The following is a 25,432-nucleotide window of genomic DNA, read 5'->3' as shown; positions in this document are numbered from 1 at the left end:
GCGCCCCGATGTCCGCTGTACGTCCCGCACCGCGCAGTTCCCTGCCCGCCGTGTGCGCCGGGCTGGTGGTCGCGGGCCTGGCCCTGTCGGCCTGGCACGCCTACGACCCCACCACCTGGCTCCTGGAGACGGTGTGGGCGCTGGTCGGCCTGCCGGTGATCCTGCTGACCTGGCGGCGGTTCCCCCTCACCGGACTGCTGTGCTGTCTGCTCGCGTGCCATGCGCTGGTCCTCGCCCTGGGCGGCCACTACACGTACGCGCGCGTGCCGCTCGGCGACTGGGCGCGGGACGCGTTCGGCCTGGAGCGCAATCCGTACGACCGGTTCGGCCACCTCATGCAGGGGTTCGTACCGGCGATCCTGGTCCGGGAGCTGCTCAGCCGTACGTCGCCGCTGCGCGGCAGCCGCTGGCTGGCGCCGCTGACCGTGTGCGCCTGCCTGGCGTTCAGCGCCGTCTTCGAGATGTTCGAATGGGCGGCGGCGGTGATCGGCGGGCAGGCCGCGGACGCGTTCCTCGCCACCCAGGGCGATGTGTGGGACACGCAGTGGGACATGTTCTGCGCGCTGATCGGCGCCACGGTCTCGGTGCTGCTGCTCGGGCGGCTGCACGACCGGCAGCTCAGCGCGTTGGCTCCGAGCGCGACGTATGGCGACGGCGCGTCCACAACGGTATTCCGAACCAGCACAGCGCGTACCACATGAGCACGGCCGCGACCAGCCAGGGCACGTAGGCGTCGTGGGTGGCCACGCGCAGGATCAGCAGCAGCGCGGCCGTCATGGTGGCGAGCAGCAGGATCAGGCCGATGAAGGTCAGCCGGGACGCCCACCGCACGGCCTGCGGCTTGACCCGCCGCCCGGCGACGATGCGGTGCAGGGAGACGGGTCCGATGAGGGCGCCGGTCGCGCAGGCGCCCAGCACCACCGTCACGATGTAGATGTTCTTGTCGATCTGCTGCAGGTCCGCGTAGCGCGGGGTGAACACGACGGTCAGCAGGAAACCGAAGAGGATCTGCACACCGGTCTGGGCGACGCGGACCTCCTGGATCAGCTCACCCCACATCCGGTCCGCTCTCTCCTCCTCGGTCTCGTCGCGCCCTCTGCGCCGCTCGGTCCCCGCCGTGTCCGACACGTGTCCTCCCGGTTCGTGACTGGTCCGTCTCTCCCCGCGAGTACCCCGTGAGCGGCGATCTTCTCCGATCGGCTCCCGTGGCCTGCTACCAGCGGCTCTCGACCTGTTCCTTGATCCTGCGGTCGTAGAGGTCGCGGACCGCCGCGAGGGTCTGGCCGGAGAGTTCGGGCAGCCTGGCGGCCTCCGCGTTGGCACGGGCCTGCTCGGGCGAGCGGGCCCCCGGGATCACCGTGGTCACCCCGGGCTGCTGGACGATCCAGCGCAGGGCGAGCTGGGCCGGGGTGTACCCCTCGGGGGCGAGGGCGGCGAACTCGGCGGCGGCCTCGACGCCGGTGGCGTAGTCGACGCCGGAGAAGGTCTCGCCCTGGTCGAAGGCCTCGCCGTGCCGGTTGTAGGTGCGGTGGTCGTTCTCCGGGAAGACGGTGTCCCTGGTGTACTTGCCGGACAGCAGGCCGGAGGCGAGCGGGACGCGGGCGATGATCCCGACGCCGGCCTCCCGGGCCGCCGGGAGCACTTCGAGCAGGGGCTTCATGCGGAAGGGGTTGAGGATGATCTGCACGGCGGCCACGCCGGGCCGGGCGATGGCGGTGAGCGCCTCGGCGCAGGTCTCGACGCTGACGCCGTAGTGGGCGACGCGCTCCTCCTCGACGAGGGTGTCGAGGGCGTCGAAGACCTCGTCGCTGGAGTAGACGGGGGTGGGCGGGCAGTGCAGCTGCACCAGGTCGACGCGGTCGACGCCGAGGTTGCGGCGGGAGCGGTCGTTCCAGGCGCGGAAGTTGTCCAGGACGTAGTTCTCGGGGATCTGCTCGACGCGGCGGCCCATCTTGGTGGCGACCAGCACGTGCAGGTCGGGACGGCTGCTCAGGAAGGTGGCGATGGTCTGCTCGCTGCGTCCGTCGCCGTAGACATCGGCGGTGTCGAAGAAGGTCACCCCCGACTCGGCCGCCGCCTCCAGGACCGTGAGGGCCTGCTTGTCGTCCACGTCGCCCCAGTCGGCGCCCAGTTGCCAGGTGCCGAGACCGACGACGGATGCGTGCTGACCGGACCTGCCGAATTCGCGCTCTTCCATGGCGTCAGTCTGTCATCCGCCGCGGCCGGGTGCGGAACCGGCGGCTCCGGCCCGCCGGCGTCCCGGCACCGGTGATTCCGGCCCGCCGCCGAGGAATCGTTCACGGGAGCGGTTCCTGCTGTCGGCCTGCGGCGGGACGCACGCCCTCACCCGGGCGGGGCGCTACTTGCGCGAGGCCAGGGCCCTCGTGTGCGCGCTCCGGGCGATCTTCGGTCCGAGCCAGCGCTTGAACCGGCGCAGGGCCTCCAGCTGTCCGGCCGCCCGGTCGAGGCGGTAGTACAGCTGGGGCGGGACGTACGGCAGCAGGGGCGAGTGGCGCTGGCCGAGCAGGGCGAACATCTGCTCCGGGGGCAGATGGATGTACCGGGAGAGGTTCTCGTACCACTGGGCGCTGTAGCGGGCGGCGCTCTGCGGGGAGAGCAGGGCGGACCGGCGTTCCCGTTCGTAGCGGGCGAGGGCCTGCGGGAGGCCGTCGTTCTCCCGCAGCGCGTCGGCCAGGGCGATGGCGTCCTCCAGGGCGAGGGTGGTGCCCGCGCCGATGGAGTAGTGGGTGGTGTGGGCGGCGTCGCCGAGGAGGACCAGGTTGCCGCGGTGCCAGGTGCGGTTGGTGAGGGTGCGGAAGGTCAGCCACTGGGAGCTGCCGTCGGTGGCGGACCGGCCGATCAGGGGGTGGCCGTCGAGGATGTGCGCGAACAGCTTCTCCAGACGGGCAAGCGCGTCGGCCTCGTTCGCCCGGTCGAGGCCGAGTCCGGCGCAGGTCTCGGGGGCGCACTCGATGACACAGGTGCTCCGTGCGGGGCTGAAGGGGTAGCCGTAGCACCAGATCCAGCCGTGCTCGGTCTCCACGAAGGCGAAGGTGAAGGAGTCGAAGACCTTGGTGGTGCCGAGCCAGACATAGGAGTTGCGGCCGGGGGTGAGCTCCGCGCCGAAGTGGTCGGCGTGGTGGGTGCGCAGGGCGCTGTGGACGCCGTCGCCGGCCACGACCAGGTCGGCGTCCGGCGGGTCCTCGGCGGTGATCTCGTGGTCGAACTGCAGGCGGACGCCGAGTGCGCGGGCGCGGGCGGTGAGGATCTCCAGCAGCTTGTGACGGCCGATGCCGTGGCCCTCGTCGCCGGGCTGACGGGTCGACAGGTCCCCTACATGGGCGACGCCCTGGTTCCACACGACGGAGTGTTCCTCGATCGCGCGGGCCGACTCGGGGTCGTGGACACGGAGTCTGTCGAGGAGTCCCTGCCAGTAGGTGACGCCCCAGCCGTAGGTCGAGCCCTCCGGGTCGCGCTCGAAGACGGTGACGTCGTGGGACGGGTCCTGCCGCTTGAGCAGGATCGAGAGATACAGGCCGGCGGGCCCGCCGCCGACACAGGCGACCTTCACGCATTACCCCCAGGAATGACCTGATGTGATGAGTTGACGACGCAGGGTAGCAGCGCGCGGAGCCCCGGCACGGACGCCCCATCCCCTCGATTCCGCCACTTTCCGCACGTGAGCCACACCACGGGCGCGCCACCGCCGGGCGAAAGATCACCAGAAGGGGGGCCTCGCCGGAAAGGAATTGCCCCTTCCGCCCTCTCGGGAGCGCGAAAGCGCCAAGATCATCCCGGTTAAAGATTGCACTACATGTGCGGGATTGTCCGGATCGCAGCCAACCGGTCCCGAAGGATTTCTCCCGCGCTCGGAGCGCTCGATAGGCATGCGGGGTCGTCCACCGAACCCACCCCAGGAGATGCCGCATGCCCGAACTCAGCCGTCGCCGCGCGCTCACGGCCGCGACCGCCCTCGCCGGCGCCACGATGATCACCGCCGCCGCCACCGCCACCGCCGCGCGGGCGAGCGACCACGACCACGGCACCGGCTCCCCCGAATCCTTCGACGAGGTCTACAAGGGCCGCCGGATACAGGGCCGGCCGTCCTCCGGGGGCGGCCATCACCACGGCGGCGGTTACGCCGTGTACGTGGACGGCGTCGAGCTGCACGTGATGCGCAACGCCGACGGCAGCTGGATCAGCGTGGTCAGCCACTACGACCCGGTGCCCACCCCGAGGGCCGCCGCCCGTGCCGCGGTCGACGAACTGCAGGGCGCCCGGCTGCTGCCCTTCCCCGCCCCCTCCGCCCACTGACCCGCCCGCAAGCACCTCGGGAGCATCCGCACATGACCGTCCGCAAGAACCAGGCGTCCCTCAGCACGGAGGAGAAGCGGCGCTTCGTCGCCGCCGTCCTCGAACTCAAGCGCAGCGGCCGCTACGACACCTTCGTCACCACGCACAACGCGTTCATCGTCGGGGACACCGACAACGGCGAGCGCACGGGCCACCGCTCGCCGTCCTTCCTGCCCTGGCACCGCAGGTTCCTGCTGGAGTTCGAGCGGGCACTGCAGTCGGTGGACGCGTCGGTGGCACTGCCGTACTGGGACTGGACCACCGACCGTTCGCCGCGCTCCTCGCTGTGGGCGCCGGACTTCCTGGGCGGCACCGGACGCAGCCGGGACGGGCAGGTGACGGACGGGCCGTTCGCCGCACCGGCCGGGAAGTGGCCGATCAACGTCCGGGTGGACGGCCGCACCTTCCTGCGGCGGTCCCTCGGCACCGGCGTGCGCGAGCTGCCGACCCGGGCCGAGGTCGACTCGGTGCTGGCGATGGCCACGTACGACACCGCGCCCTGGAACAGCGCCTCCGACGGCTTCCGCAACCATCTGGAAGGGTGGCGCGGGGTCAATCTGCACAACCGGGTGCATGTGTGGGTCGGCGGGCAGATGGCCACCGGGGTCTCCCCCAACGATCCGGTGTTCTGGCTGCACCACGCCTACATCGACAAGCTGTGGGCCGAGTGGCAGCGCCGGCACCCGGGGTCCTCGTACGTCCCGGCGGCGGGGACGCCGAACGTCGTCGATCTGAACGAGACGATGAAGCCCTGGAACGACACGACCCCGGCGGCGCTGCTCGATCACACCGCTCACTACACGTTCGACACGGACTGACCGACGAAACGGTTCGCCCCGCGCATCACGGGTGACCTGCGGCGGCCTGCCCGAGGGCCCGGCCGCAGACCGCCGTCCGGGCGGCCCGCCCGTCCGGCGCAGCGGTCACCCGGCGGCCGCCGTCCGGCACTCCGGGTGACCCCAGCCCTGGTCGTTCTTGGCGATCGGCTCCCCCGCCGCATACGTCCGCCCGCACGCGCAGCGGCCGGGGAACTTGGCCTTGATGGTGCGGGACGACGAACCGCCGCTCCGGCGGGGGGACTTCCCCCCGCCGGAGCGCGCCGGCTTCGACGAGGTCCTGCCCTTCGGGGTGTCCGGCGAGGGCGGCGGCTCCGGGGAGCCCAGTTCGCTGCCCGCCGCCTCCTGGACGCTCGCCGCCTGGCTGGCGGCGCGGTCGGCGAAGTCGTTGAGCCGGTCGCCGTCGACCTGGTGGGCGGGCACGTAACGGAACTCGACGGAGCGTCCGTCGAGCAGTTCGTCGATCCGCACGACGAGTTCCTGGTTGGCGACCGGCTTGCCGGCCGCGGTCTTCCAGCCGTTGCGCTTCCAGCCGGGCAGCCAGGTGGTGACGGCCTTCATCGCGTACTGCGAGTCCATCCGGACCTCGAGCGGCACGGCCGGGTCGGTCGAGGCCAGCAGGCGCTCCAGCGCGGTGAGTTCGGCGACGTTGTTGGTGGCCCTGCCGAGCGCTCCCGCCTCCCAGCGGGCCGGCGCCTCCGCGTCGTCGGCCACCACCCATGCCCAGCCGGCCGGCCCCGGGTTTCCCTTCGAAGCCCCGTCGCACGCGGCCACCACACGTTCACGCATGAGCACGATCATGCCATGGCCGGGCGGGGGTCCGGTCAGACCGGTCTGGTCTCGGGCAGCTCACCCTTCGTGTGCGCGAGGTCGATGACCGAGAAGTTCGCCCCCTGCGGGTCGCTGAGGGCCGCGAACCGCCCGTAGGGGCTGTCCATCGGCCCGAACCGCAGGATCCCGCCGAGCTTGGTCGCCTTCGCCACGGCGTCGTCGCAGTCCTCGACGACGAAGTAGACGTTGATGTACGAGGGCACCTCGGGCGGGAACTCCTCCGTCATCCTCATCCTGCCGAGGACCGTGGTGTCGCCCACGTTGAACATGCGGAAGTCGACGTTGTCGTCCTCCATCTGCCGCGCGGTGTAGGGGAAGACGGAGGAGAAGAACGTGTCCGCCCTCTCGGGCTCACGGGTGAAGACCTCGGCCCAGCCGTAGGCCCCGGGGACGGCCTGCGCCTCGAAGCCCTCGTGGGTGCCCGCCTGCCAGACGCCGAACACCGCGCCGCTGGGCTCCCGCGCCAGGCACATCGTGCCGAACTCGCCGACCTGCATCGGCTCCATCAGCACCTCGCCGTGGTGCGCGCGGATCTTCGCCGCGGTCGCGGCGGCGTCCGGGGAGGCGAAGTACAGGCACCACTGCGAGTGGCCCTCCTGCCCGGGCATCGGCGGGACGACGGCGGCGACCGCCTTTCCGTCGGCGTAGGCCTGCGTGTAGTTGCCGTACTCCGACCGCGGCTCACCGAACGTCCAGCCGAGGACGTCGCCGTAGAAGTTCTTGGCGCCCTCGACGTCGCTGAACATCGCGTCGGCCCAGCACGGGGTTCCCTCTGGTTGCACGGCCATGACGGCGGCCCTTCCGATGAGACGACTTGTCCGGTTCCTCACGCTAGTCATCCGCCCGTCGGCTCGCGCGCCGAACGCGTCCCTCCGGCACAGACTGGGAGGGAACCGGTCTCCGGCGGAAGCGGGCGGGTCATGACGGACGGATCGATGCGCGCGTGGGCGGTGGCCGAGCCGGGGCCCGTGACGGGCGAGCCCCTGCGGCTGGTCCACAGGCCGGTGCCGGTACCCGGCCCGGACGAGCTGCTCGTACGGGTGCGCGCCTGCGGCGTGTGCCGGACCGACCTGCACGTCACCGAGGGGGATCTGCCGGTGCGGCGTCCCGGGGTGACGCCCGGCCACGAGGCGGTCGGGGCGGTGGCGGGGCTGGGCGCCGCGGTGCGCGGGTTCGCGCTCGGCGACCGGGTGGGGGTGGCCTGGCTGCGGCGCACCTGCGGGGTGTGCGCGTACTGCGCCCGGGGGGCCGAGAACCTGTGCCCCCGGTCGGCCTACACCGGCTGGGACGCCGACGGCGGCTACGCCGAGTACACGACCGTGCCGGCCTCGTTCGCCCACCCCCTGCCGGGCGGCCTCGACGACGTGGCGCTCGCGCCGCTGCTGTGCGCGGGCATCATCGGTTACCGGGCGCTGCGGCGGGCCGCGCTGCCGCCGGGCGGCCGGCTCGGGCTGTACGGCTTCGGGGGCAGCGCCCATCTGTGCGCGCAGCTGGCGCTGGCCATGGGCGCCCGGGTGCACGTCCTGACGCGCGGGGCGGCGGCCCGGCGGCTGGCGCTGGAGCTGGGGGCGGCCTCCGCGGGGGACGCGTACGAGATGCCGCCCGAGCCGCTGGACAGCGCGATCCTCTTCGCGCCGGTCGGCGACCTGGTCCCGGTCGCGCTGCGGGCGCTGGACCGGGGCGGGGTGCTGGCCGTCGCCGGGATCCACCTCAGTGACGTACCGCCGCTGCACTACGAGAGCGAGCTGTTCTACGAGAAGGAGGTGCGCAGCGTCACCTCGAACACCCGGGCCGACGCACGGGAGTTCCTGACGCTGGCGGCCCGGCTCGGTGTCCGTGCGACGACACACGCCTATCCCCTCTCGACAGCCCCGCAGGCCCTGCGGGACCTCGCGGCCGGCCGTTTCGACGGCGCTGCCGTTCTGGTGAACGACCTGTCCCAATCCCCTTGATCACGGCGCGCGGGGGCACAGGGGGGAAAGCGGTTGCACCCATGGCGCACCTTCCGCACCTTTCAGAAGGTTTACACCTTCAAGGCGCGCAACCGCCCCTTTCGCGCTGTATGCGTCCGTCACGGAGGGTGTTTGTCTGGTGTCCGTGGATCACCGCCCGAGCTTCACGCATCCGCAACCGTCATGCGCACCTTCCTGGAGGGAATTGTCCACACCGGACAGCGCCACCGGTCCCGCCCTCGACCGCCTCGCACTGCGCACCGGCGAAGCCGACCAGGGCGTCGTGGGCCTGTACCGGACGGGCGTCCCGGAGAAGTTCCAACCGGGCCTGAACGTGCGGTTCATGGGAATCGACGCCAACTCGCTCATCCGGTACCTGGTCACCGCCTCCTACTCGACGGCGCTGCTCGTGCCCGACGCGGCCGGGATCCGAGAGAACGCCGGGATCCGGGAGAACACTGAGTGGCGGGCGACCACGAGTGGCACGCGACCACCTCCCACCGCTGTCACCTGCCCCACTCCTGGTGAACAGCCGCCTGCCGACACAGCGACCCGCACAGCACCGCTAGGAGTCACCGTTGACCACGACCCCCGACGCCATCACCGCGGCCGTGCAGCTGCCGACCCAGTCGATCTACCAGAGCCGCGTCGCGCAGTACTGGAACGCCGAGGAGAACCCGGTCAACCTCGAACTCGGCCGGATCGACGACCTCTACCACCACCACTGCGGTGTGGGTGAAGCCGACTGGTCCGTGCTCGACGAGCCCGATCCCGTGCTGCGCAGGGAGCGGATCACCGGCGAGCTGCACCGGCTGGAGCACGCCCAGGCCGAACTCCTCGTGGCCCGCCTCGGCCCGCTCACCCCGTCCGACCGTGTCTTCGACGCCGGGTGCGGACGCGGCGGCGGCAGTGTCACGGCCCATCTGCGCTACGGCTGCCACGCCGACGGGGTCACGATCTCCGCCAAGCAGGCGGATTTCGCCAACGAGCAGGCCCGCAGGCGGGGCATCGACGACAAGGTGCGCCACCACCACCGCAACATGCTGGACACCGGGCTGGAGACGGGCGCGTACACGGCCTCGTGGAACAACGAGTCAACCAGCTACGTCGAGCTGGACCTGCTGTTCGCGGAGCACGCCCGGCTGCTGCGCCGCGGCGGCCGCTATGTCGTCATCACCGGCTGCCACAACGACACCTACGGACGGGCCTCGCGCGAGGTGTCCCTCATCAACGCCCACTACCTCTGTGAGATCCACCCCCGGTCCGCCTACTTCCGGGCGCTGGCCCGCCACCGGCTGGTGCCGGTCCATGTGGAGGACCTGACCCAGGTGGCCGTCCCCTACTGGGAACTGCGCCGGCAGGCCGACCATCTGGTCACCGGCATCGAGGAGACGTTCCTGAACGCCTACGGGAACGGCAGTTTCCAGTACCTGCTGATCGCGGCCGACCGGGTCTGAGGGGTGACGGCTCCCGATCCGGCACGCCGGCGGCGAGGGCCGTCGGATCGCCGGGGCGCTGATTTCGTTGGACGGCAGGGGCGTCGATCCCGTGGAATGAGCGGCATGTGTGCCGTGAGGATGCGCCCGGACGAAGTCGACGTCGACGCCGCGCTGGTGAGCCGGCTGGTCGCCGCCCGGTTCCCCCGGTGGGCGGGGCAGCCCGTGGAGCGGCTGCCGTCCTCCGGGACCGAGAACGCGATGTTCCGGCTGGGCCCGGACAAGGTGGTCCGGCTGCCCCGGTACCCCGGCGCCGTGGAGAGCGTGGCGCACGAGCGGCGCTGGCTGGCCCGGCTGGGCCCGGCCCTGCGGGTCGCCACGCCGGTGCCGCTGGCGGAGGGCGGCCCCGGCGAGGGGTTCCCCTGGCCGTGGTCCGTCTACCGGTGGCTGGACGGGCACAACCCGGTGGCCGGAGCCGTGGAGAAGCCGGAGGCGCTGGCGGCGGACCTGGGGGCGTTCGTGGCGGCGCTGCGGGAGGTCGACGGGCGGGACGGGCCGCCGAACCACCGGGGTGTGCCGCTGCGCGAGCGGGACGCGTTCACCCGTGACGCCATCGCGCGGCTCGAGGGGCGGATCGACACCGGCGCGGTCACCGCGCTGTGGGAGGAGGCGCTGCGGGTGCCGGGGCGGACGGCGCCGCCGGTGTGGGCCCATGGCGATCTGTCGCCCGGGAACGTGCTGGTCGCGGACGGGCGGCTGGCAGCGGTGATCGACTTCGGCTGTGTGGGCGTGGGCGATCCGGCGGTCGACCTCGTCGTGGCGTGGAACCTGCTGCCCGCCTCGGCCCGCGGCACGTTCCGCGAAGCGGTCGGCGCGGACGACGACGAATGGGCGCGCGGACGGGGCTGGGCGCTGTCGATCTCGCTGATCCAGCTGCCGTTCTACTGGGAGACCAATCCGCCGCTGGCGGAGAACTCCCGGCATGTGATCAGGGAGATCCTGGCCGAGACCCGTTGGCGCGCCCTTCCGCCCGGCTCCTACGCGCCGTCGTAGGCCTTGCGCAGGGCGGCGATGTCGAGCTTGCCCATGGAGAGCATGGCCTTGGTGGCGCGGGCGGCCTTCTCCTGGTCGGCGCCGGTGACCATCTCGAGCAGCACGCGGGGGACGACCTGCCAGGACACGCCGTACTTGTCCTTCAGCCAGCCGCAGGGGCCGGGCTCGCCGCCGCCCTCGGTGAGCTTGCCCCAGTAGTAGTCGACCTCCTCCTGGTCGGCGCAGTCGATCTGGAAGGAGATCGCCTCGCTGAACGTGAACTCCGGGCCGCCGTTGAGCGCGACGAACTTCTGGCCGTTCGCGGTGAACTCCACGGTGACCACGGACCCGGCGGGCCCGGGCCCGGCCTCGGTGTAGCGGGCGACCCGCCCGACGCTGGAGTTCTTGAAGATCGACACGTAGTGGTGGGCGGCCTCCTCGGCCTGGCCGTCGAACCAGAGACACGTGGTGAATCCGTCGGTGGTCATGAGTACCTCCTGGGCGTGGATCGCGGTCATCAGTGTCGACCGGAGCGCGACGCGGAACTCATCGGTCGGGCCGGCCATTGCCCCGTACGGGCGCGCCGGCGGCGGAACTAGCATCCGGTTCATGACGTCATCCAGCGCCGACCTCGCCGTCCGGCCCTTCCGCCTCGACATCCCGCAGAGCGACCTCGACGACCTGCACGAACGGCTGGACCGGACCCGGTGGCCCAGGGGACTGCCCGAGACGGGCTGGGACTACGGCGTGCCGACCGGCTATCTGCGGGACCTCGTACGGCACTGGCGGCACACGTACGACTGGCGGGCGGCCGAGGCGCGGCTGAACGAGTGGCCGCAGTTCACGACCACGATCGACGGCACGAACGTCCACTTCGCCCACGTCCGCTCCCCCGAGCCGGACGCCACCGCGCTGATCCTCACCCATGGCTGGCCCGGCTCGATCGTGGAGTTCCTGGACGTGGCCGGCCCGCTCGCCGATCCGGCGGCGCACGGCGGGGACCCGGCCGACGCCTTCCATGTGGTCGTGCCGGGCATCCCCGGGTTCGGGCTGTCCGGACCGGTCACCGGCGCCGGCTGGGAGGCGGGCCGGGTCGCCGACGCATGGGCCGAGCTGATGACCCGGCTCGGCTACGAGCGCTTCGGGGCGCAGGGCGGCGACTGGGGCGCGGCGATCTCCCGCGAGCTGGGCCGTGCCCACCCCGGCCGGGTGATCGGAGTCCATCTGAACCTGCTGCCGGGGGCGCAGGCGACCCGGGAGCCGACGGCCGAGGAGCTCGGGGCCATGAGCCCCGAGGAGCGGGAGCGCACGCTCAGGTCCTGGCGCCGGTGGGCGGAGTTCTCCGCCGAGGAAACCGGCTACTACGTGCAGCAGGCCACCCGCCCGCAGACCCTGGCGTACGGGCTCACCGACTCCCCCGTCGGCCAGCTCGCCTGGATCGTCGAGAAGTTCCGGGCGTGGACGGACTCCCGGGAGCTGCCGGAGGAGGCCGTCGACCGGGACCGGCTGCTGACCAACGTGATGCTGTACTGGCTGACCGGGACGGCCGGTTCGTCCGCCCGGATCTACTACGAGCGGCAGCACGCCGCCTCCGGCCGGACGGCCGCGCCGCAGGAGCCGTCGACCGCGCCGACCGCGCTCGCGCTCTTCCCGGCGGAGCCGCAGATCCCGCTGCGGCGGAAGGCGGAGCGGACGGAGAACCTGGTGCGCTGGACGGAGTTCGCCCGCGGCGGGCACTTCGCGGCCATGGAGGAGCCCGATCTGCTGGTGGACGACGTCCGGGCCTTCTTCCGCCGGCTGCGCGAGCGCGGCTGAGACGGCTCGGCCCCTGTGGCGGACGCTCTGCCCGTGGCGGATCTGCCCCGGGCAGAGAATCCGCCTGCGGGGGTCGTCCGAGGTCAAGAGTGGAGTCGACGGCATCCCCGCGACCACGAGGAGAACCGATGACTCCACTCAGCGCGCTCGCTCCACGGGCCGAGGAGGGCGACACCCCGCCCACCCGGTTCGACGACCATCTCGCCGCCCAGCTCCTCGCCCAGCGCATCGTGCTGCTCGGCACGCAGGTCGACGAGGTCTCCGCCAACCGGGTCTGCGCGCAGCTGCTGATCCTCTCGGCGGAGGACCCGCGCACCGACATCGCCCTGTACATCAACAGCCCGGGCGGCTCGGTGCACGCGGGGCTGGCCGTCTACGACACGATGCGGCTCATCCCCAACGACGTGTCGACGCTCGCGATGGGGTTCGCGGCCAGCATGGGCCAGTTCCTGCTGAGCGTCGGCGCGCCGGGCAAGCGGTACGCCCTGCCGAACGCGCGCGTGATGATGCACCAGCCGTCGGCCGGGATCGGCGGCACCACGGCGGACATCGAGATCCAGGCGGAGAACCTGGAGTTCACGAAGAGGACCATCGAGCGGATCACCGCCGAGCACACCGGCCAGACCCCGGAGGCCATCTCCCGGGACGGCGACCGCGACCGCTGGTTCACGGCCGAGGAGGCCCGTGAGTACGGCATGGTGGACCGGGTGGTGGAGTCGCTCGCCGACATCCGGCCGGTCCCGGCACGGCGACGGATGGGGCTGTGATGGGGACCTACACGATTCCGAACGTCGTCGAGCGCACCCCGCAGGGCGAGCGGTCCTACGACGTGTTCAGCCGGCTGCTGTCGGAGCGGATCGTCTTCCTCGGCACGGAGATCGACGACGGCGTGGCCAACGTCGTCATCGCGCAGCTCCTCCATCTGGAGTCGGCGGCCCCGGAGAGCGAGATCTCGGTCTATCTCAACTCCCCCGGCGGCTCGTTCACCTCGCTGATGGCGATCTACGACACGATGACGTTCGTGCAGTCGCCGATCTCCACGTTCTGCGTCGGACAGGCGGCCGCGACGGCGGCCGTGCTGCTGGCGGGCGGGGACCCGGGCCGCCGGTTCGTGCTGGAGCACGCGCGGGTGCTGCTGGGGCAGCCGGCCAGCGGCGGCCGCCAGGGCACGGTGTCGGACCTGGCGCTGCAGGCCAGGGAGATGGTCCGCGTCCGCGCCCAGGTCGAGGAGGTGCTCGCCCGGCACACCGGGCACGATCTCGCCACCCTGCGCGCGGACATGGACCGCGACAAGGTGTTCACCGCGCGGGAGGCGGTGGCGTACGGGCTGGCCGACGAGGTGCTGGGCCGGCGTCTGGTGACCGGGTGAGACGCCGGCCCGCGCGGGTTCGTCAGGCGGCCAGGCAGAGGCCGTCGTACGAGGAGGTCGTCGTCGTACGGCTCCGGGCGGGAAGCCGGCTGCCGAGCCGGACCAGTTCGCCCTGAGCCCGGGCGAGCAGGTCGCCGAGGCTCAGGCCGAGGGCGTGGGCGGCGGCCGCGAGGACCTCCGAGGAGGCCTCCTTGCGGCCGCGTTCCACCTCCGACAGATACGGCATGGAGATGCGGGCCTGGTCGGCGACGTCCTTCAGGGTGCGTTCCTGTGCCTGGCGTTCACGGCGCAGGACGTCCCCCACCAGGTCGCGCCAGAGCGGCTCTCTGGGCGCGGACCGCTCGGGGGCCGGGCGCTCGGCGGGCGGGCGCAGCGGGATCACTCGGGCTCGGTTCGGCGCTTGGTTGCTCACCGCTCCAGCCTAGGAGTCCGGCCCGTGACGGGAAGGGGCCCGCGTTCCGCCCTCGGTGGAATCGGTGTTCCACGGATCGGAATCCTCCCCTCCGGTCCGTCCCCCCGGCCGGTTGCGCCACCGCGTGTCTTCGCCACTCTCGGCAACCGGAACGCATCCCTCGGATGAGGGACGCATGCCTCGGGCGAGTCGGGGTACCCGCTCCCTGAGCGGATCGGGCTCATGCGCGTCCGCTCACGGAACGAGTACAGAAGACGTCGAACCGTGACTTCGTGGGGAGAGGGAATGCACACCGCCGTGATCGGGTCGCAGGCTCGGGTCGTCGAGGACACTGCCGGGACCAGCACGGGTGGAGCATCGTTGCCGGGAGTCGAGGACCCGCGGAGCGTGGCTCCGCGCGACGCACGGGAGCTGTCCCGCCAGTTCTTCAAGCGGCTGAACGAGCTCGAAGAGGGCACACACGCGTACCAGTACGCGCGCAACACCCTCATCGAGATGAACATGTCCCTGGTCCGGTTCGCGGCCGGACGGTTCCGCGGGCGCGGGGACGACATGGAGGACATCGTCCAGACCGGCATGATCGGCCTGATCAAGGCCATCGACCGGTTCGAGATCTCCCGCGAGGTGGAGTTCACGTCGTTCGCGCTGCCGTACATCGTCGGCGAGATCAAGCGCTTCTTCCGGGACACCACCTGGGCGGTGCACGTGCCGCGGCGGCTGCAGGAGCTGCGGGTGGAGCTGGCCAAGGCACGTGACGAGCTGGCCAGCCGACTTGACCGGGAGCCGACGGTGGCGGAACTGGCCACGCTGATGAACCTCTCGGAGAACGAGGTCGTGGAGGCGCAGATCGCCGCCAACGGCTACAACTCCTCCTCGCTCGACGCGGCCCTGACCGGCGACGGTCCGGAGAACGGCGAGGCGGTCCTCGCGGACTTCATCGGCGTCGAGGAGAACGGGCTGCGGCTCGTCGAGGACTTCCAGTCGCTCGCCCCCCTCATGGCCGAACTCAGCGAACGCGACCGGGAGATCCTGCATCTGCGGTTCGTGGAGGAGGCCACCCAGGCGGAGATCGGCGAGCGGCTCGGCTGCTCCCAGATGCATGTCTCCCGTCTGATCAAGCGGATCATCACCCGGCTGCGTCAGGGCATGCTCGGCGAGCTGGGCTGCGCCTGAGCGACCCGCCGGCGGGGGTTCACCCGCCGAGCGTCAGCCGGGCGCTGACCCGCTTGCCGACCGGCACGCGCTCGGCGGTGACCTCCGCCGCGATCGCGTGCACGATCTCCAGGCCGTGGTGGCCGACGCGCTCGGGATCCTTCGGGAACCGCAGGGGCAGCGCGTCGCTGCTGTCGTAGACGGACACCGTCACGGTGGAGTCCGTCCCCTCCAGTTCCAGGATGTACGGTCCGTTGCTGTGCCGGTCGGCGTTGGTGACGAGTTCGCTGACGACGAGCATCACCTCACCGCTCGTGCGCTCGCCGATGCGCGCGCACCACTCGGTCCTGAGCTGGTCGACGAAGTGCGCGGCGAAGCTGCGGGCCTCGGCGATGCAACCGGGTTCACCGGTGTAGTGCGCCGCGCGCCGCAGCGGTTCCACGGGTACGTCGAAACCAGTCGGTATCACTGCCCCGTCCAGGTGCTCGGTCATGCGTTTCTCTCTGGGAAGCCGGACTGGCCGGACGCTACTGCACCTGTGCTCGTACCCCGTGCCGCGCCGCGCAGTCCCCGTCCGCGTCATCCTGTGCGCGCCGAGCGCATGCCGTGTCTCACAGGGCGGGTGAGCCGGACGGGGACCCGGGGGCGGGGGGTGGGGTGCTGGAGGAGCTGAGCAGGGACGTGCTCGGCGGCTCGGGCTCCTCCGGCTGCGGGGGCGGCTTCGAGGCCGACGACTCCGGCGGGCTCGGCGGCGAGGAGGAGGGCGACTCGGAGCTCGGGGAGGGCGACGGGGAGGTCGGGGACTCGGAGCCCGGCGACTCGGACGACGGCGCCTTGGAGCTCGGCGACTCGGAGGACGACGAGGGCGAGGTCGGCGGGCACGACGTCCGCTTCGGATCGCAGGGCGACGGCGACGTCGAGGGGCTGGGGCTGGAGGGGCTGGTCGACGTGGCCGGCGGCGGGATGATGATCACGAACTGGAGGGGCTCCTTCGGCGGCGGGGCGGGCCGGTCCAGCGTTCCGTGCGTGTCGCCCCGGTGCCGGGCGAACCAGTGGTGGCCGTGGTCGGGGTCGTAGAGGACGAATTGCTTGACCACCTTCGCCGCGGGGGTGATCACGACGACGTCGGAGGGGTCGTACGACGGCCAGGTGTCACCCGTGCGCTCCGGCTCGGTCCGCTGCGGGACGGGCTTGGTCAGCGGGTTGCCGCAGGCGCAGCGCACCCGGGGCACACCGTGCGCGTCGACGAGGACGGCCGTACCGGCCTGCAGGACGGCCTGGTAGGTGGTGACGGCGCCGTCGCGGTAGCCGTGGTTGGTGACCCAGGTGTCCATGCGCAGCTGTACCGGGGTGAGCGAGCGCAGATAGGCGGGGACATCGGCCGGCTGCACGCCGGCCACGGAGGCGAACGCCTGGTTCTTGGCGGGCTCCGCCCGGAGTGCGCCGATCTGTTTCTCCACATCGCAGCTGGTCACGTTGCGGGTGCCGCCGTACACCCCGGCGGCGCCGCCGTTGACGCCCTTGAGGGCGTTGCCCGTCGGCTCGGCCGAGCCCTGCGCGGGGGCGGCGGAGGCCGTGGCGGTGGTGCTGTCGGTGGCGGTGGACTCGGTGAACGGGTCCGGGCCGCTCTTGGCCGCGGCCAGGGTGAAGATCTTGCTGCCGCCGCCGGAGCCGCCGCTGTCGGGCAGGGTGAGCAGGACGGCCAGGGCGACCGCGGCCACGAGGGCGGTGCCGAGCAGGGCGAGCCGGGGTGTGGACCTCCACCACGGCCGTCCCGGGTCCGGCTCGGGCTCCGGTCCGGGCGCTCCGTCCGGGAAGGAGCCGCCGGAGGAACCACCGGACGAGCCACCGCCGGGCGGTGGGGCGGGCGGTCCCGAGGGGGGTGGGTGCGAGGGGCCCGACAGCGGGCCGGAGGGCGGTCCCGTGGGGCGGCCGGGGGACGGAGGTTCGGCGCTCACATGCTCTCCCGAAGTGGGTGTCCGGCGGTGCCCGTCCGCCCGGCCTCGTCCGGCCGGGCGAGTGACACATCAGCCTGTGTCCGACATGCACCGCTTTCCGACACAACGGAATCATTGTGTGCTCGGGTCTGGTGCCGCCCGCAAGCGGGACGCGGACGGCCCCGCTCGACGGGCGGGCGGTGCCGGTGCTGCTTAGCGTGGCAGGGTGAGCCCGCGCACCCGTTCCGACCCGGCAGTCGGCCGTCACGGCTTCGACCGGGCAGTCCGCCGTCACGGCTGGGTGAGCGCGCTCTCCGTGGCGCTGACCGGTCTGGGCGCCATGGTGGTGGTGGCCGCGCCGGGCCTGTGGGCGGCGGGAGCCACGGATCTGCCCCAGGACGCGTTCCCCCGGGTGGTGGCGGCGACCGTCGTCACGGCCGTCGGGGGCACCGTCGAGCTCTCGGGGAACGCCGGCGGCCTCGCCGACACCCGGGCCGGCCTGACGGTGATCCCGCTGTCCGTGACCCTCGTCGGGGCGCTCGTCGTCGCCGCCGGGTTCCTGCGGCCGTTGCGGCACCGGGCGGTCGCCGGCGCCCGGGAACTGGCCGGCTGGGCGGCCCGGATCGCCGTGGTGTGGCTGCTCGGTCTGCTGGCCCTGGCACTCGCCGCACGCCAGACCTTCGAGGTCTCCCTCGGCGGCGACACGCTGAACGAACTCGGCGATCTGTTCGGGGTCCGCCCCGAGGTCGGCTTCACCACCGACGTGCCGCTCACCCTGCTCATCGGGCTGCTGTGGCTGGCCGGGGTGCTGCTGCTGGCGCTGCTCGTCTCGCGGGGGGCGCCGCTGCCGGCCCGGCTGCTGCGCTTCCAGGAGTCGGTGCGGCCGGCCGCGTACGCGATGGTCGCGCTGCTGCTCGCCTGTGTCGTGCTGGGCCTGGTCGTCGCCCTGGTGGTCGCCGCGACCCGCGGGCACGCGCCGGAGACCCTCGCGGTGGTCCTGCTCGGGCTGCCCAACCTCGTCTGGCTGGTGTTCACCATCGGGCTGGGCGCCACCTGGAACGGCCGGGTGGAGGGCCCGTTCGGGCTGCCCATGCCGCATGTCCTGGACGAGGTGCTGCGCGGCGAGGAGACCGCCGCGCTGAACCTGAGCAGCATGGCCGAGTACGACGGCCGCGTGTGGTGGCTCGTCGTCGTGGACGCGGTGCTGCTGCTGGGGGCCGCGTTCGTGATGGCGGCCCGCTCGACGGCCGGGACGCGCGCCTGGCGGCACGCCGTGCACATGGCGGTCGCCCTGGTGCTCACGGTGCTGACGATCTGCCTGGTCGGCCGGGTCTCCGCGCACTACGGCCTGACCGTGCTCGGCATCAACGACCTCGCCGGTCTCTCCGGAGACCTGTTCCTCCACCCCGAGGTGTGGTCCGCCCTCGGCCTGGCCGCGCTGTGGGGGCTGGTCACCGGCTTTCTGGGCGCCCTGCTGGCGCGCCCGGTGCACCGGCGGGGGCAGCGGCCACCGCCTCCGGGTCAGCGCTGACGGTCGCCGAAGACGGGCCGGGCCCAGTCCGGGGGGCGCGGCGGGGTGGCCGGGAGGCCGACCACCTCGGTCCGCGGATGACGGGCGCTCTGGTCACCGCGGCCCGCCGCCCGCAGGGCCGCGACGAAGGCGCGGCACGTCTCGTGGCGGTCCTCGGGACTCTTGGCCAGCGCCTGCGCGAACACCGCGTCGACCCGCGCGGGCAGGTCGGGCCGGGCCTCCGTCAGCGGGGGCGGCTCGTCCTCCTGGTGCGCCCACAGCAGGGCCATGTCCTCCTCGCGGCGGAAGGGCGGATGCCCGGCGAGGGTCTCGTAGACGACGCACGCGAAGCTGTAGACGTCGCAGCGGCCGTCGACCGGGCGGCCGGAGATCTGCTCGGGGGCGACGTAGTCGAGGGTGCCGACGAACTGGCCGACGGTCGTGAACCCGGTCAGGGAGAGGGACTTCTTCGTCAGGCCGAAGTCGGTGAGGTAGACGTGCTCGGGGTGGTCGCTGTCGGTGCCCTGGGAGACCAGGATGTTCCCGGGCTTGACGTCCCGGTGCACCAGGCCGTGATCGTGGGCCGCGTCCAGCGCGGAGGCGACCTGCGCGGCGATCCGTACGGCCGTGGACAGCGGCAGCGGGCCCTCCCGGTCGAGCAGGTGGCGCAGGTCGTTGCCCTCCACGTAGCGCATGGCGATGTACAGCACGCCCTCGGTCTCGCCGGCCTCGAAGACGGGCACGATGTGCGGGTGGTCGAGTCCGGCGGCCACCCTGGACTCGTGGGTGAAGCGCTTGCGGAAGGTGTCGTTGCGGGCCAGTTCCGGGGCGAGCAGCTTCAGCGCGACGGTGCGTTCCAGACGCAGGTCCCTGGCACGGAACACGACGGCCATGCCGCCCCGGCCGATCTCCCGCTCGACGCGGTAGCCCGCGATCTGCCGGCCGATCAGGTCGGAGGGCCGTCCGGAGAACGCGCTGGTGTCCATCAGGGTCCTCCGTCCGAGGTCACGACCCGGGTGGGGGCGTGGCCCCGGCCGCCGCCGGCGTCGGGCGCGTGGTCCGCCGCGTAGGTGCTGAGCCGGGTGCCGTCGCCGTAGACCCAGCAGCCCTGGACGGAGTCGTACAGCCACATGGCCTCGCCGTCGACGACCACCCCGATCCGCAGCCCCTGGGTACGGCGGCGGAAGGACTCGCCGTCCAGGGCGCCGCCGGCCAGTTCCTCCACCGCCGCCCGGTAGCGGGCGAGGGCCTCCTGGGCCTGGGTGAGGAGGGGCCGAGGGTCGGCGGCGGTCGTGGGCGGGCCGTCGGAGGCGGGCGGGTCCTGGGGTACGGCGACGAGGTAGCGGCCGTCCACCCAGGCGTCCCAGCCGTTGGCGCACAGCACATGCCCCCAGTCCCCGCGCCGCTCCAGGAGCTGGACGGGCAGCAGGGCGTCCAGGGGCACCGTGGGGCGGGCCGGGTCGGGGGCCGACCAGGCGAGCATGCCCTGCTGCGGGACGACATGCGTCGGCCGGAAGTCGGGGGTCGTCATGGGCAGCCCTACTTCCGCATCACGGCGGGTTCGTGCCGGCGCAGCAGCCGGGAGACGGCGTACCCGAAGACGGCCGACAGCACGACGAGCATGGCCACGTCGAGCAGCCACACCCCCGCCGAGTGCTCGAACAGCGGGTCGCCCGTGATGTCGCCGGGCACGATCCGGGACAGGCCGATGGTGCCGGCCATCGCGCCGAGCGCCCACCGCGAGGGCACGAGCCAGGACAGCTGCTCCAGGCCGGGCACCCCGTTCAGTTTCAGCAGGGCTCCGCAGAAGACCACTTGGACGATGGCGAGGAGCACGAGCAGCGGCATCGTCACCTCCTCCTTGCGCACCAGCGCGGAGACCAGCAGGCCGAGCATCATCGCCGTGAACGCCAGCAGGGCCACGGCGACGGTGATCTCGATCAGGGGAGGCATCAGCACGCCCTTGCCGCCGGGGGCGCCGAGGTCGACGCCGAGCAACGCCACGAGGGTGAGCACGACCGCCTGGACGACGGTCACCGCGCCCAGGACCACGACCTTCGACATCAGGTACGCCGACCTGGACAGGCCGACGGCCCGCTCCCGCTGGTAGATCACGCGTTCCTTGACCAGTTCGCGCACGGCGTTGGCCGCGCCGGTCAGGACGCCGCCGACGCACAGGATGAGCAGGGCGTTCATCGCCGTGTCCCGGGTCAGCTCGCTGCCGGCGAGGGCGCGGGCCATGGCGCCCATCACGAACGGCAGGGCGATCATGATGGCCAGGAAGGTGCGGTCGGCGCCCAGCGCGGTCGCGTAGCGGCGGATCAGGGTGCCGAGCTGGGCGCCGCGGCTGCGGGGCCGGGGCGGCGGCAGCATGATCACCGGGCCCTCGCGGGGCAGGCGCGGCTGGGCGCTGGAGTTGACCACGTACCGCCGGTGCGGCGGCGAGTCGCGGTACTCCCCCGCCCAGTCCCGGTCCTGGTCCCGCTCGAACGCCTCGAAGGCCTCGGGCCACTGGGTGAAGCCGAAGAAGGAGAGGGCCTCCTCGGGCGGTCCGTAGTAGGCGATCCGTCCGCCGGGGGCAAGGACCAGGAGCCGGTCGCACACGTCGAGGCTGAGCACGCTGTGCGTGACGACGATGACCGTGCGGCCGTCGTCGGCGAGACCGCGCAGCATGTGCATCACCGACCGGTCCATGCCGGGGTCGAGTCCGGAGGTCGGTTCGTCGAGGAAGAGCAGCGACGGCTTGGTGAGCAGCTCCAGCGCCACGCTGACCCGTTTGCGCTGGCCGCCGGAGAGGCTGTGCACGGCCTGCTCGGCGCGCTGTTCGAGGCCCAGTTCGCGGATGACCTCGTCGACCCGCTCCCGGCGCTCGGCCCCGGCGGTGTCCTGCGGGAAGCGCAGCTCGGCGGCGTAGCCGAGGGCCGCGCGGACGGTGAGCTGGGCGTGCAGGATGTCGTCCTGCGGCACGAGGCCGATGCGCTGACGCAGCTCGGCGTAGTCGTGGTACAGGTCACGGCCGTCGTAGACGACCGTGCCGTGGTCGGCGGGGCGCTGGCCGGTCAGCGCGTTGAGCAGGGTGGACTTCCCGGCGCCGCTCGGGCCGACGACCGCGAGCAGGCACTTCTCCCCCACCGGGAACGACACGTGGTCGAGCAGGGTCTTGCGGCCGCGGTCGACGGCGACCGTGAGGTCCTGGACGTCGAGGGACACCTCGCCGGTGTCGACGTACTCCTGCAGTTCGTCGCCGACCAGGCAGAACGCCGAGTGGCCGATGCCGACGATGTCGCCGGGGCCGAGGGGGGCGGCGGTGACCGGGAAGCCGTTGAGATAGGTGCCGTTGTGGCTGCCCAGGTCGGCGATCTCGTACGTGCCGTCGGGCAGGGCGCGCAGTTCGGCGTGCCGGCGTGAGACGACCAGGTCGTCGATGACGAGGTCGTTGTCGGCGGCTCGGCCGATGCGGACGGTACGGGTGGGCAGCGGCCGTACGGTGGTGGGCCGGCGGAAGGTGCCGGTCTGCCCGGGCCTGGACACCGCGGAGGGGCGTTCCGGGGCCGGCGGGGGCCGGCTCGCCAGGACGGCGCTCGGGCCGTCGGAGGGACTGCCGAAGCGGATCACGCTGCCGGGGCCGACCCGCCACTCGCGGACTCGGCGGCCGTCGGCCCAGGTGCCGTTGGTGCTCCGCTCGTCGGTGAGGGTCCAGTGGTCGCCGTCGGGCCGCAGCACGGCGTGGTGCCAGGAGACCCGGGCGTCGTCGATGACGATGTCGCTGAGCGGGTCCCGTCCGACGTGGTAGGCGTGGCCCGGGATCAGCACCGTGGAGCCCGTCTCGGTCTCCAGCACGAGTTCGGGGGCAGTCGGGGCGACCGGACGCTCCACCATGCCGGAATTCTATCGATTCGCACCCTTGTACGCCCGGTGAGGCTCGCCCGGTCGCGGGCGCAGGTGCCTCGGCGGGCCGCCTCAGCCGACCGGGAGGACGAGCGCCGGAACCGTCCGCTGCATGCGCAGCGCGTCCACGGACTCGGCGAGGAGCTCGTACTCGGTGGTGTCGTCGCTCACCGCGACCCGCACCAGCCGTCCGCCCGCCAACTCGTCGGCCACCAGCTCCTGCCGGTCGACGTCGGCGCACCAGGCCCGCAGCAGGACGGGCACATCGGGAACCCCGTCAGAGACCGGTACGACGGCGCCGGGCGGGATGTGCCCGCTCTCGGGTCTCGGGTCGAGCCGTTCCGCCATCCACAGGGCGCGGTCCCGCAGCCACCACAGGGCGAGCGCCAGCGTCGGCGCACGGTACGTTCCGAGCGGCACGCCGATCCGGCGGCCGTCGCAGAATCCGTACGCCGTGACATGGCACAGGAATTCGTCGTGCATGTCTCCACTCCCCCGAGTGCTCGTCTGCCGGCCCTGCCTCGCTTTCCTGCGGCTCCTGGAGGGTGAATCACCCCTGACCTTCGAGTATGTTCACTTCTAAAACACTGTCACCATGACTTTCCGGCCAGTCTCCTGGCATATTCACCGCGGCTCCTGGCCGAAATCCGGCCGCGCGTCGGGCCGGACCCGCCACCTCCGGGCCGTTTCTCCTGGTAACCGGCCGGTGACACCGCGGATGCGGCGCGCGTGGCCGGATCGTGCCCTGGCCGACGACGGCTCCCTCCCCTTGCGGCGGTCCAGGGAAGCGGGACCACCGCGAGGGGAGGGAGCCGGGGAGCCGGGCGCCGCACCGGCCCCGACGTGCCTCAGCCGTTGACCACCGCGTCGATACGGGCCAGTTCGTCGGCGTCGAAGTCCAGGTGGGCGAGGGCGCCGACGCTGTCCTCGATCTGCCGCGCACTGCTCGCGCCGACCAGCGCGGAGGTGACCCGGCCGCCGCGCAGCACCCAGGCCAGGGCCATCTGGGCCAGGGACTGGCCGCGGGAGGCGGCGATGTCGTTCAGGGCACGCAGCTTGCCAACCAACTCCCCGGTCAGCGCGTCGGAGTTCAGGAACGGGCTGTCGCTCGCCGCGCGCGAGTCCTCCGGGATGCCGTCGAGGTAGCGGGAGGTCAGCAGGCCCTGTTCCAGCGGGGAGAAGACGATCGAGCCGGCCTGGAGCTCGTCCAGGGCGTCCAGCAGGCCCTCGCTCTCCGGGCGGCGGTCGAGCATCGAGTAGCGCGGCTGGTGGATGAGGAGCGGGGTGCCCAGTTCGCCGAGGATACGGGCGGCCTCACGGGTCTGCTCCGCGGAGTAGTTGGAGACGCCCACGTACAGCGCCTTGCCCTGCTGGACCGCGGAGTGCAGGGCACCCATCGTCTCCTCGAGGGGAGTCTCCGGGTCGGGGCGGTGCGAGTAGAAGATGTCGACGTGGTCCAGGCCCATCCGCTTCAGGCTCTGGTCGAGCGACGACAGCACGTACTTGCGCGATCCCCACTCGCCGTACGGGCCGGGCCACATCAGGTAGCCGGCCTTGGTGGAGATCACCAGCTCGTCCCGGTAGGGCGCGAAGTCTGTCTTCAGGAAGTGACCCAGCGCGGACTCCGCGGCGCCGGGCGGCGGCCCGTAGTTGTTGGCCAGGTCGAAGTGGGTGACGCCGAGGTCGAAGGCGCGGCGCAGGATGGCCCGCTGGGTCTCCGCAGGACGGTCCGGGCCGAAGTTGTGCCACAGGCCGAGCGACAGCGCGGGGAGCTTCAGACCGCTGCGTCCGGTGCGCCGGTAGGGCATGTCCGCGTAGCGGTCGGGGTGTGCGGTGTACAACGCGACTCCATCAGGGGTTGGCACACGATCTTCCGGGTCCACTGTTCCCCGAGGGCCGTACAGCGGTCCAACAGAAGAATCCGATGGAATTGTGCGGCTATGGTTCTCAATCATGGAACTGCGCCACCTCCAGCACTTCGTCGCGGTCGCCGAGGACCAGCACTTCACCCGGGCCGCCGAACGCCTGATGGTGTCCCAGTCGGGTCTGTCGGCGTCGATCCGGGCCCTGGAGCGCGAGCTGCGGGCTCCGCTGTTCGTGCGGACGACCCGGCGGGTGACGCTGACCGAGGCGGGGCGGGCCCTGCTGGCGGAGGCGGAGCGGATCCTGGTGCAGGTGCGGGCGGCGCACGAGGCGGTGGCCGCCGTGCAGGGCGTGGTGCGCGGCACGCTCTCCGTGGGGACCGAGCAGTGCATCGCGGGGGTGAACGTGGCGGGGCTGCTCGCCGGATTCCGGCGGCGGCACCCGGACGTGGAGATCCGGCTCCGCCAGACCGGCTCGGGCGCCCTCGGCGAGGAGGTGGCGGCCGGCCGGCTCGACCTGGCCTTCGCCTACCGCACCCAGGCGGACACCGACCAGCTGCGCTGTGTGCCGCTGGCCGGTGAGCCGATGTACGTGCTGTGTCATCCCGACCACCGCCTGGCCCGGGCGGGCGCCGCGCTGACCCCGCGGGACATCGCCGGTGAGGTGTTCGTCGACTTCCACCCGGACTGGGGACCGCGCCGCGCCGGGGACGCGGCCTTCGCGGAGGCCGGCGTGCGCCGTACGGTCGCCCTGGAGGTCAACGACGTGCACAGTCTGCTGGACCTGGTGGACGAGAACCTCGGCATCGCCGTCGTACCGCGTCACTTCCGGCACAAGCGCGAGGCGCTGACCGCGCTGCCCCTGAAGGGCACCGGCGAGGCGGTCTACGAGACGGTCGCGCTGCTGCCGGCCGCCGAGGCCACGAGCCCGGCGGCCCGGGCGCTGATGGCGCTGCTGGAGGCCGGCGAGGCCTGACCGGGGCCACCGGGTCCCGAGCGGCGGTGCGGGAGGTGTGAAGGACCGTCGGACAAGCGGCGTGCGGGCGG

The 25,432-nt window shown here is 72.4% G+C and carries 26 protein-coding genes and 1 pseudogene; 13 read left to right on the top strand and 14 right to left on the bottom strand.

Features of this window, described 5'->3' with window-relative positions:
- The first annotated feature begins 8 nt into the window (after nucleotides 1-8).
- Nucleotides 9-701 carry a DUF2238 domain-containing protein gene (locus tag ACFY30_RS12850; RefSeq protein ID WP_390845220.1) on the top strand — a complete coding sequence of 231 codons (693 nt, stop codon included), beginning with the start codon at nucleotides 9-11 and terminating at the stop codon, nucleotides 699-701.
- Here ACFY30_RS12850 and ACFY30_RS12845 read toward each other — a convergent pair.
- From ACFY30_RS12845 to ACFY30_RS12835, 3 genes are all read right to left on the bottom strand, one after another.
- Nucleotides 619-1,059 (bottom strand): DUF6328 family protein, encoded by a 441-nt coding sequence (locus ACFY30_RS12845; RefSeq protein ID WP_390845284.1) that lies wholly within the window; start codon nucleotides 1,057-1,059, stop codon nucleotides 619-621. The two genes, ACFY30_RS12850 and ACFY30_RS12845, sit on opposite strands and share 83 nt — an antisense overlap.
- 154 nt (nucleotides 1,060-1,213) lie before the next feature.
- The gene (locus tag ACFY30_RS12840; RefSeq protein WP_390845219.1) at nucleotides 1,214-2,197 is read right to left on the bottom strand and encodes an aldo/keto reductase; all 984 of its coding nucleotides are present in this window, start codon (nucleotides 2,195-2,197) and stop codon (nucleotides 1,214-1,216) included.
- A gap of 162 nt (nucleotides 2,198-2,359) precedes the next feature.
- Nucleotides 2,360-3,571, bottom strand: a complete 1,212-nt coding sequence (locus ACFY30_RS12835) for an FAD-dependent monooxygenase (RefSeq protein WP_390845218.1) — start codon at nucleotides 3,569-3,571, stop codon at nucleotides 2,360-2,362.
- A 356-nt stretch (nucleotides 3,572-3,927) separates the two neighbouring features.
- Between ACFY30_RS12835 and ACFY30_RS12830 the strand changes: the two genes are divergently transcribed.
- Both ACFY30_RS12830 and ACFY30_RS12825 read left to right on the top strand, forming a co-directional pair.
- On the top strand, nucleotides 3,928-4,314 hold the full coding sequence (locus ACFY30_RS12830) for a tyrosinase cofactor (RefSeq protein WP_390657822.1): 387 nt from the start codon (nucleotides 3,928-3,930) through the stop codon (nucleotides 4,312-4,314).
- Between the two features lie 32 nt (nucleotides 4,315-4,346).
- On the top strand, nucleotides 4,347-5,171 hold the full coding sequence (locus tag ACFY30_RS12825) for a tyrosinase family protein (protein ID WP_390845217.1): 825 nt from the start codon (nucleotides 4,347-4,349) through the stop codon (nucleotides 5,169-5,171).
- Nucleotides 5,172-5,276: 105 nt separating this feature from the next.
- Here ACFY30_RS12825 and ACFY30_RS12820 read toward each other — a convergent pair whose 3' ends face one another.
- Together ACFY30_RS12820 and ACFY30_RS12815 are read right to left on the bottom strand one after the other, a co-directional pair.
- Nucleotides 5,277-5,990 (bottom strand): ribonuclease H, encoded by a 714-nt coding sequence (locus ACFY30_RS12820; protein ID WP_390845216.1) that lies wholly within the window; start codon nucleotides 5,988-5,990, stop codon nucleotides 5,277-5,279.
- A 23-nt stretch (nucleotides 5,991-6,013) separates the two neighbouring features.
- Nucleotides 6,014-6,808: a VOC family protein gene (locus tag ACFY30_RS12815; protein ID WP_390845215.1), complete on the bottom strand. Its 795-nt coding sequence runs from the start codon at nucleotides 6,806-6,808 to the stop codon at nucleotides 6,014-6,016.
- 147 nt (nucleotides 6,809-6,955) lie between these two features.
- Between ACFY30_RS12815 and ACFY30_RS12810 the strand changes: the two genes are divergently transcribed.
- The 4 genes and pseudogenes from ACFY30_RS12810 (at nucleotide 6,956) to ACFY30_RS12795 (ending at nucleotide 10,461) form a co-directional block, all read left to right on the top strand.
- The gene (locus ACFY30_RS12810) at nucleotides 6,956-7,972 is read left to right on the top strand and encodes a zinc-binding alcohol dehydrogenase family protein (protein ID WP_390845283.1); all 1,017 of its coding nucleotides are present in this window, start codon (nucleotides 6,956-6,958) and stop codon (nucleotides 7,970-7,972) included.
- Between the two features lie 247 nt (nucleotides 7,973-8,219).
- A pseudogene (locus tag ACFY30_RS12805) lies at nucleotides 8,220-8,435 on the top strand (Crp/Fnr family transcriptional regulator); the annotation flags it as partial.
- Between the two features lie 115 nt (nucleotides 8,436-8,550).
- Nucleotides 8,551-9,429: a geranyl diphosphate 2-C-methyltransferase gene (locus tag ACFY30_RS12800; RefSeq protein WP_390845214.1), complete on the top strand. Its 879-nt coding sequence runs from the start codon at nucleotides 8,551-8,553 to the stop codon at nucleotides 9,427-9,429.
- A 105-nt stretch (nucleotides 9,430-9,534) separates the two neighbouring features.
- Complete coding sequence (locus ACFY30_RS12795) at nucleotides 9,535-10,461, top strand: aminoglycoside phosphotransferase family protein (protein WP_390845213.1); 927 nt, start codon at nucleotides 9,535-9,537, stop codon at nucleotides 10,459-10,461.
- Here ACFY30_RS12795 and ACFY30_RS12790 read toward each other — a convergent pair.
- On the bottom strand, nucleotides 10,446-10,928 hold the full coding sequence (locus ACFY30_RS12790; protein ID WP_390845212.1) for a VOC family protein: 483 nt from the start codon (nucleotides 10,926-10,928) through the stop codon (nucleotides 10,446-10,448). The genes ACFY30_RS12795 and ACFY30_RS12790 overlap by 16 nt on opposite strands.
- Nucleotides 10,929-11,049: 121 nt before the next feature.
- On the opposite strand from ACFY30_RS12790, the gene ACFY30_RS12785 reads away from it, so the two are divergent.
- From ACFY30_RS12785 to ACFY30_RS12775, 3 genes are all read left to right on the top strand, one after another.
- Complete coding sequence (locus ACFY30_RS12785) at nucleotides 11,050-12,255, top strand: epoxide hydrolase family protein (RefSeq protein WP_390845211.1); 1,206 nt, start codon at nucleotides 11,050-11,052, stop codon at nucleotides 12,253-12,255.
- 128 nt (nucleotides 12,256-12,383) lie between these two features.
- On the top strand, nucleotides 12,384-13,022 hold the full coding sequence (locus ACFY30_RS12780; RefSeq protein WP_390845210.1) for an ATP-dependent Clp protease proteolytic subunit: 639 nt from the start codon (nucleotides 12,384-12,386) through the stop codon (nucleotides 13,020-13,022).
- Nucleotides 13,022-13,624 carry a ClpP family protease gene (locus ACFY30_RS12775; protein ID WP_390845209.1) on the top strand — a complete coding sequence of 201 codons (603 nt, stop codon included), beginning with the start codon at nucleotides 13,022-13,024 and terminating at the stop codon, nucleotides 13,622-13,624. Before ACFY30_RS12780 ends, ACFY30_RS12775 begins: the two co-directional genes overlap by 1 nt.
- Before the next feature lie 22 nt (nucleotides 13,625-13,646).
- Here the strand turns inward: ACFY30_RS12775 and ACFY30_RS12770 are convergent, their stop codons facing one another.
- Nucleotides 13,647-14,036 carry a helix-turn-helix domain-containing protein gene (locus tag ACFY30_RS12770; protein ID WP_390657812.1) on the bottom strand — a complete coding sequence of 130 codons (390 nt, stop codon included), beginning with the start codon at nucleotides 14,034-14,036 and terminating at the stop codon, nucleotides 13,647-13,649.
- Between the two features lie 285 nt (nucleotides 14,037-14,321).
- On the opposite strand from ACFY30_RS12770, the gene ACFY30_RS12765 reads away from it, so the two are divergent.
- Complete coding sequence (locus tag ACFY30_RS12765) at nucleotides 14,322-15,209, top strand: RNA polymerase sigma factor SigF (RefSeq protein ID WP_390845207.1); 888 nt, start codon at nucleotides 14,322-14,324, stop codon at nucleotides 15,207-15,209.
- Between the two features lie 19 nt (nucleotides 15,210-15,228).
- Here ACFY30_RS12765 and ACFY30_RS12760 read toward each other — a convergent pair whose 3' ends face one another.
- Complete coding sequence (locus ACFY30_RS12760) at nucleotides 15,229-15,681, bottom strand: ATP-binding protein (RefSeq protein ID WP_390845206.1); 453 nt, start codon at nucleotides 15,679-15,681, stop codon at nucleotides 15,229-15,231.
- A gap of 118 nt (nucleotides 15,682-15,799) precedes the next feature.
- Nucleotides 15,800-17,146, bottom strand: a complete 1,347-nt coding sequence (locus tag ACFY30_RS12755; protein ID WP_390845205.1) for a DUF6777 domain-containing protein — start codon at nucleotides 17,144-17,146, stop codon at nucleotides 15,800-15,802.
- Between the two features lie 205 nt (nucleotides 17,147-17,351).
- Here ACFY30_RS12755 and ACFY30_RS12750 point away from each other — a divergent pair, with 205 nt between their 5' ends.
- The gene (locus ACFY30_RS12750; protein WP_390845204.1) at nucleotides 17,352-18,656 is read left to right on the top strand and encodes a streptophobe family protein; all 1,305 of its coding nucleotides are present in this window, start codon (nucleotides 17,352-17,354) and stop codon (nucleotides 18,654-18,656) included.
- Here ACFY30_RS12750 and ACFY30_RS12745 read toward each other — a convergent pair.
- The 5 genes from ACFY30_RS12745 to mgrA all read right to left on the bottom strand — a co-directional run bounded on the left by ACFY30_RS12745 (nucleotide 18,647) and on the right by mgrA (nucleotide 24,364).
- Complete coding sequence (locus ACFY30_RS12745; RefSeq protein ID WP_390845203.1) at nucleotides 18,647-19,621, bottom strand: serine/threonine-protein kinase; 975 nt, start codon at nucleotides 19,619-19,621, stop codon at nucleotides 18,647-18,649. The two genes, ACFY30_RS12750 and ACFY30_RS12745, sit on opposite strands and share 10 nt — an antisense overlap.
- Nucleotides 19,621-20,166, bottom strand: coding sequence for a hypothetical protein (locus ACFY30_RS12740; protein ID WP_390845202.1), 546 nt, complete (start codon nucleotides 20,164-20,166; stop codon nucleotides 19,621-19,623). Before ACFY30_RS12740 ends, ACFY30_RS12745 begins: the two co-directional genes overlap by 1 nt.
- Nucleotides 20,167-20,174: 8 nt before the next feature.
- A complete protein-coding gene (locus ACFY30_RS12735) occupies nucleotides 20,175-22,514 on the bottom strand; it encodes an FHA domain-containing protein (RefSeq protein WP_390845201.1) in 2,340 nt (779 codons plus the stop codon).
- 81 nt (nucleotides 22,515-22,595) lie between these two features.
- Nucleotides 22,596-23,006: a hypothetical protein gene (locus ACFY30_RS12730; protein ID WP_390845200.1), complete on the bottom strand. Its 411-nt coding sequence runs from the start codon at nucleotides 23,004-23,006 to the stop codon at nucleotides 22,596-22,598.
- A 365-nt stretch (nucleotides 23,007-23,371) separates the two neighbouring features.
- A complete protein-coding gene (gene mgrA / locus ACFY30_RS12725; RefSeq protein WP_390845199.1) occupies nucleotides 23,372-24,364 on the bottom strand; it encodes an L-glyceraldehyde 3-phosphate reductase in 993 nt (330 codons plus the stop codon).
- A 112-nt stretch (nucleotides 24,365-24,476) separates the two neighbouring features.
- Between mgrA and ACFY30_RS12720 the strand changes: the two genes are divergently transcribed.
- A complete protein-coding gene (locus ACFY30_RS12720) occupies nucleotides 24,477-25,361 on the top strand; it encodes a LysR substrate-binding domain-containing protein (protein WP_390845198.1) in 885 nt (294 codons plus the stop codon).
- The last annotated feature ends 71 nt before the right edge of the window (nucleotides 25,362-25,432 follow it).

The sequence above is a fragment of the Streptomyces sp. NPDC000345 genome (genome assembly GCF_042898825.1).
Classification (GTDB): Bacteria; Actinomycetota; Actinomycetes; order Streptomycetales; family Streptomycetaceae; genus Streptomyces.
Note: the sequence above shows the minus strand (reverse complement) of the source record. Positions and strands in the feature narration are given on the sequence as shown.

What these genes read in the sequence shown, in the direction of transcription:
- ACFY30_RS12850 (WP_390845220.1), top strand. Translation starts at nt 9, where the DNA reads ATGTCCGCTGTACGTCCCGCACCGCGCAGTTCCCTGCCCGCCGTGTGC.
- ACFY30_RS12845 (WP_390845284.1), bottom strand. Translation starts at nt 1,059, where the DNA reads ATGTGGGGTGAGCTGATCCAGGAGGTCCGCGTCGCCCAGACCGGTGTG.
- ACFY30_RS12840 (WP_390845219.1), bottom strand. Translation starts at nt 2,197, where the DNA reads ATGGAAGAGCGCGAATTCGGCAGGTCCGGTCAGCACGCATCCGTCGTC.
- ACFY30_RS12830 (WP_390657822.1), top strand. Translation starts at nt 3,928, where the DNA reads ATGCCCGAACTCAGCCGTCGCCGCGCGCTCACGGCCGCGACCGCCCTC.
- ACFY30_RS12825 (WP_390845217.1), top strand. Translation starts at nt 4,347, where the DNA reads ATGACCGTCCGCAAGAACCAGGCGTCCCTCAGCACGGAGGAGAAGCGG.
- ACFY30_RS12820 (WP_390845216.1), bottom strand. Translation starts at nt 5,990, where the DNA reads ATGATCGTGCTCATGCGTGAACGTGTGGTGGCCGCGTGCGACGGGGCT.
- ACFY30_RS12815 (WP_390845215.1), bottom strand. Translation starts at nt 6,808, where the DNA reads ATGGCCGTGCAACCAGAGGGAACCCCGTGCTGGGCCGACGCGATGTTC.
- ACFY30_RS12810 (WP_390845283.1), top strand. Translation starts at nt 6,956, where the DNA reads ATGCGCGCGTGGGCGGTGGCCGAGCCGGGGCCCGTGACGGGCGAGCCC.
- ACFY30_RS12795 (WP_390845213.1), top strand. Translation starts at nt 9,535, where the DNA reads ATGTGTGCCGTGAGGATGCGCCCGGACGAAGTCGACGTCGACGCCGCG.
- ACFY30_RS12790 (WP_390845212.1), bottom strand. Translation starts at nt 10,928, where the DNA reads ATGACCACCGACGGATTCACCACGTGTCTCTGGTTCGACGGCCAGGCC.
- ACFY30_RS12785 (WP_390845211.1), top strand. Translation starts at nt 11,050, where the DNA reads ATGACGTCATCCAGCGCCGACCTCGCCGTCCGGCCCTTCCGCCTCGAC.
- ACFY30_RS12780 (WP_390845210.1), top strand. Translation starts at nt 12,384, where the DNA reads ATGACTCCACTCAGCGCGCTCGCTCCACGGGCCGAGGAGGGCGACACC.
- ACFY30_RS12775 (WP_390845209.1), top strand. Translation starts at nt 13,022, where the DNA reads ATGGGGACCTACACGATTCCGAACGTCGTCGAGCGCACCCCGCAGGGC.
- ACFY30_RS12765 (WP_390845207.1), top strand. Translation starts at nt 14,322, where the DNA reads ATGCACACCGCCGTGATCGGGTCGCAGGCTCGGGTCGTCGAGGACACT.
- ACFY30_RS12760 (WP_390845206.1), bottom strand. Translation starts at nt 15,681, where the DNA reads ATGACCGAGCACCTGGACGGGGCAGTGATACCGACTGGTTTCGACGTA.
- ACFY30_RS12745 (WP_390845203.1), bottom strand. Translation starts at nt 19,621, where the DNA reads ATGGACACCAGCGCGTTCTCCGGACGGCCCTCCGACCTGATCGGCCGG.
- ACFY30_RS12740 (WP_390845202.1), bottom strand. Translation starts at nt 20,166, where the DNA reads ATGACGACCCCCGACTTCCGGCCGACGCATGTCGTCCCGCAGCAGGGC.
- ACFY30_RS12735 (WP_390845201.1), bottom strand. Translation starts at nt 22,514, where the DNA reads ATGGTGGAGCGTCCGGTCGCCCCGACTGCCCCCGAACTCGTGCTGGAG.
- ACFY30_RS12730 (WP_390845200.1), bottom strand. Translation starts at nt 23,006, where the DNA reads ATGCACGACGAATTCCTGTGCCATGTCACGGCGTACGGATTCTGCGAC.
- ACFY30_RS12720 (WP_390845198.1), top strand. Translation starts at nt 24,477, where the DNA reads ATGGAACTGCGCCACCTCCAGCACTTCGTCGCGGTCGCCGAGGACCAG.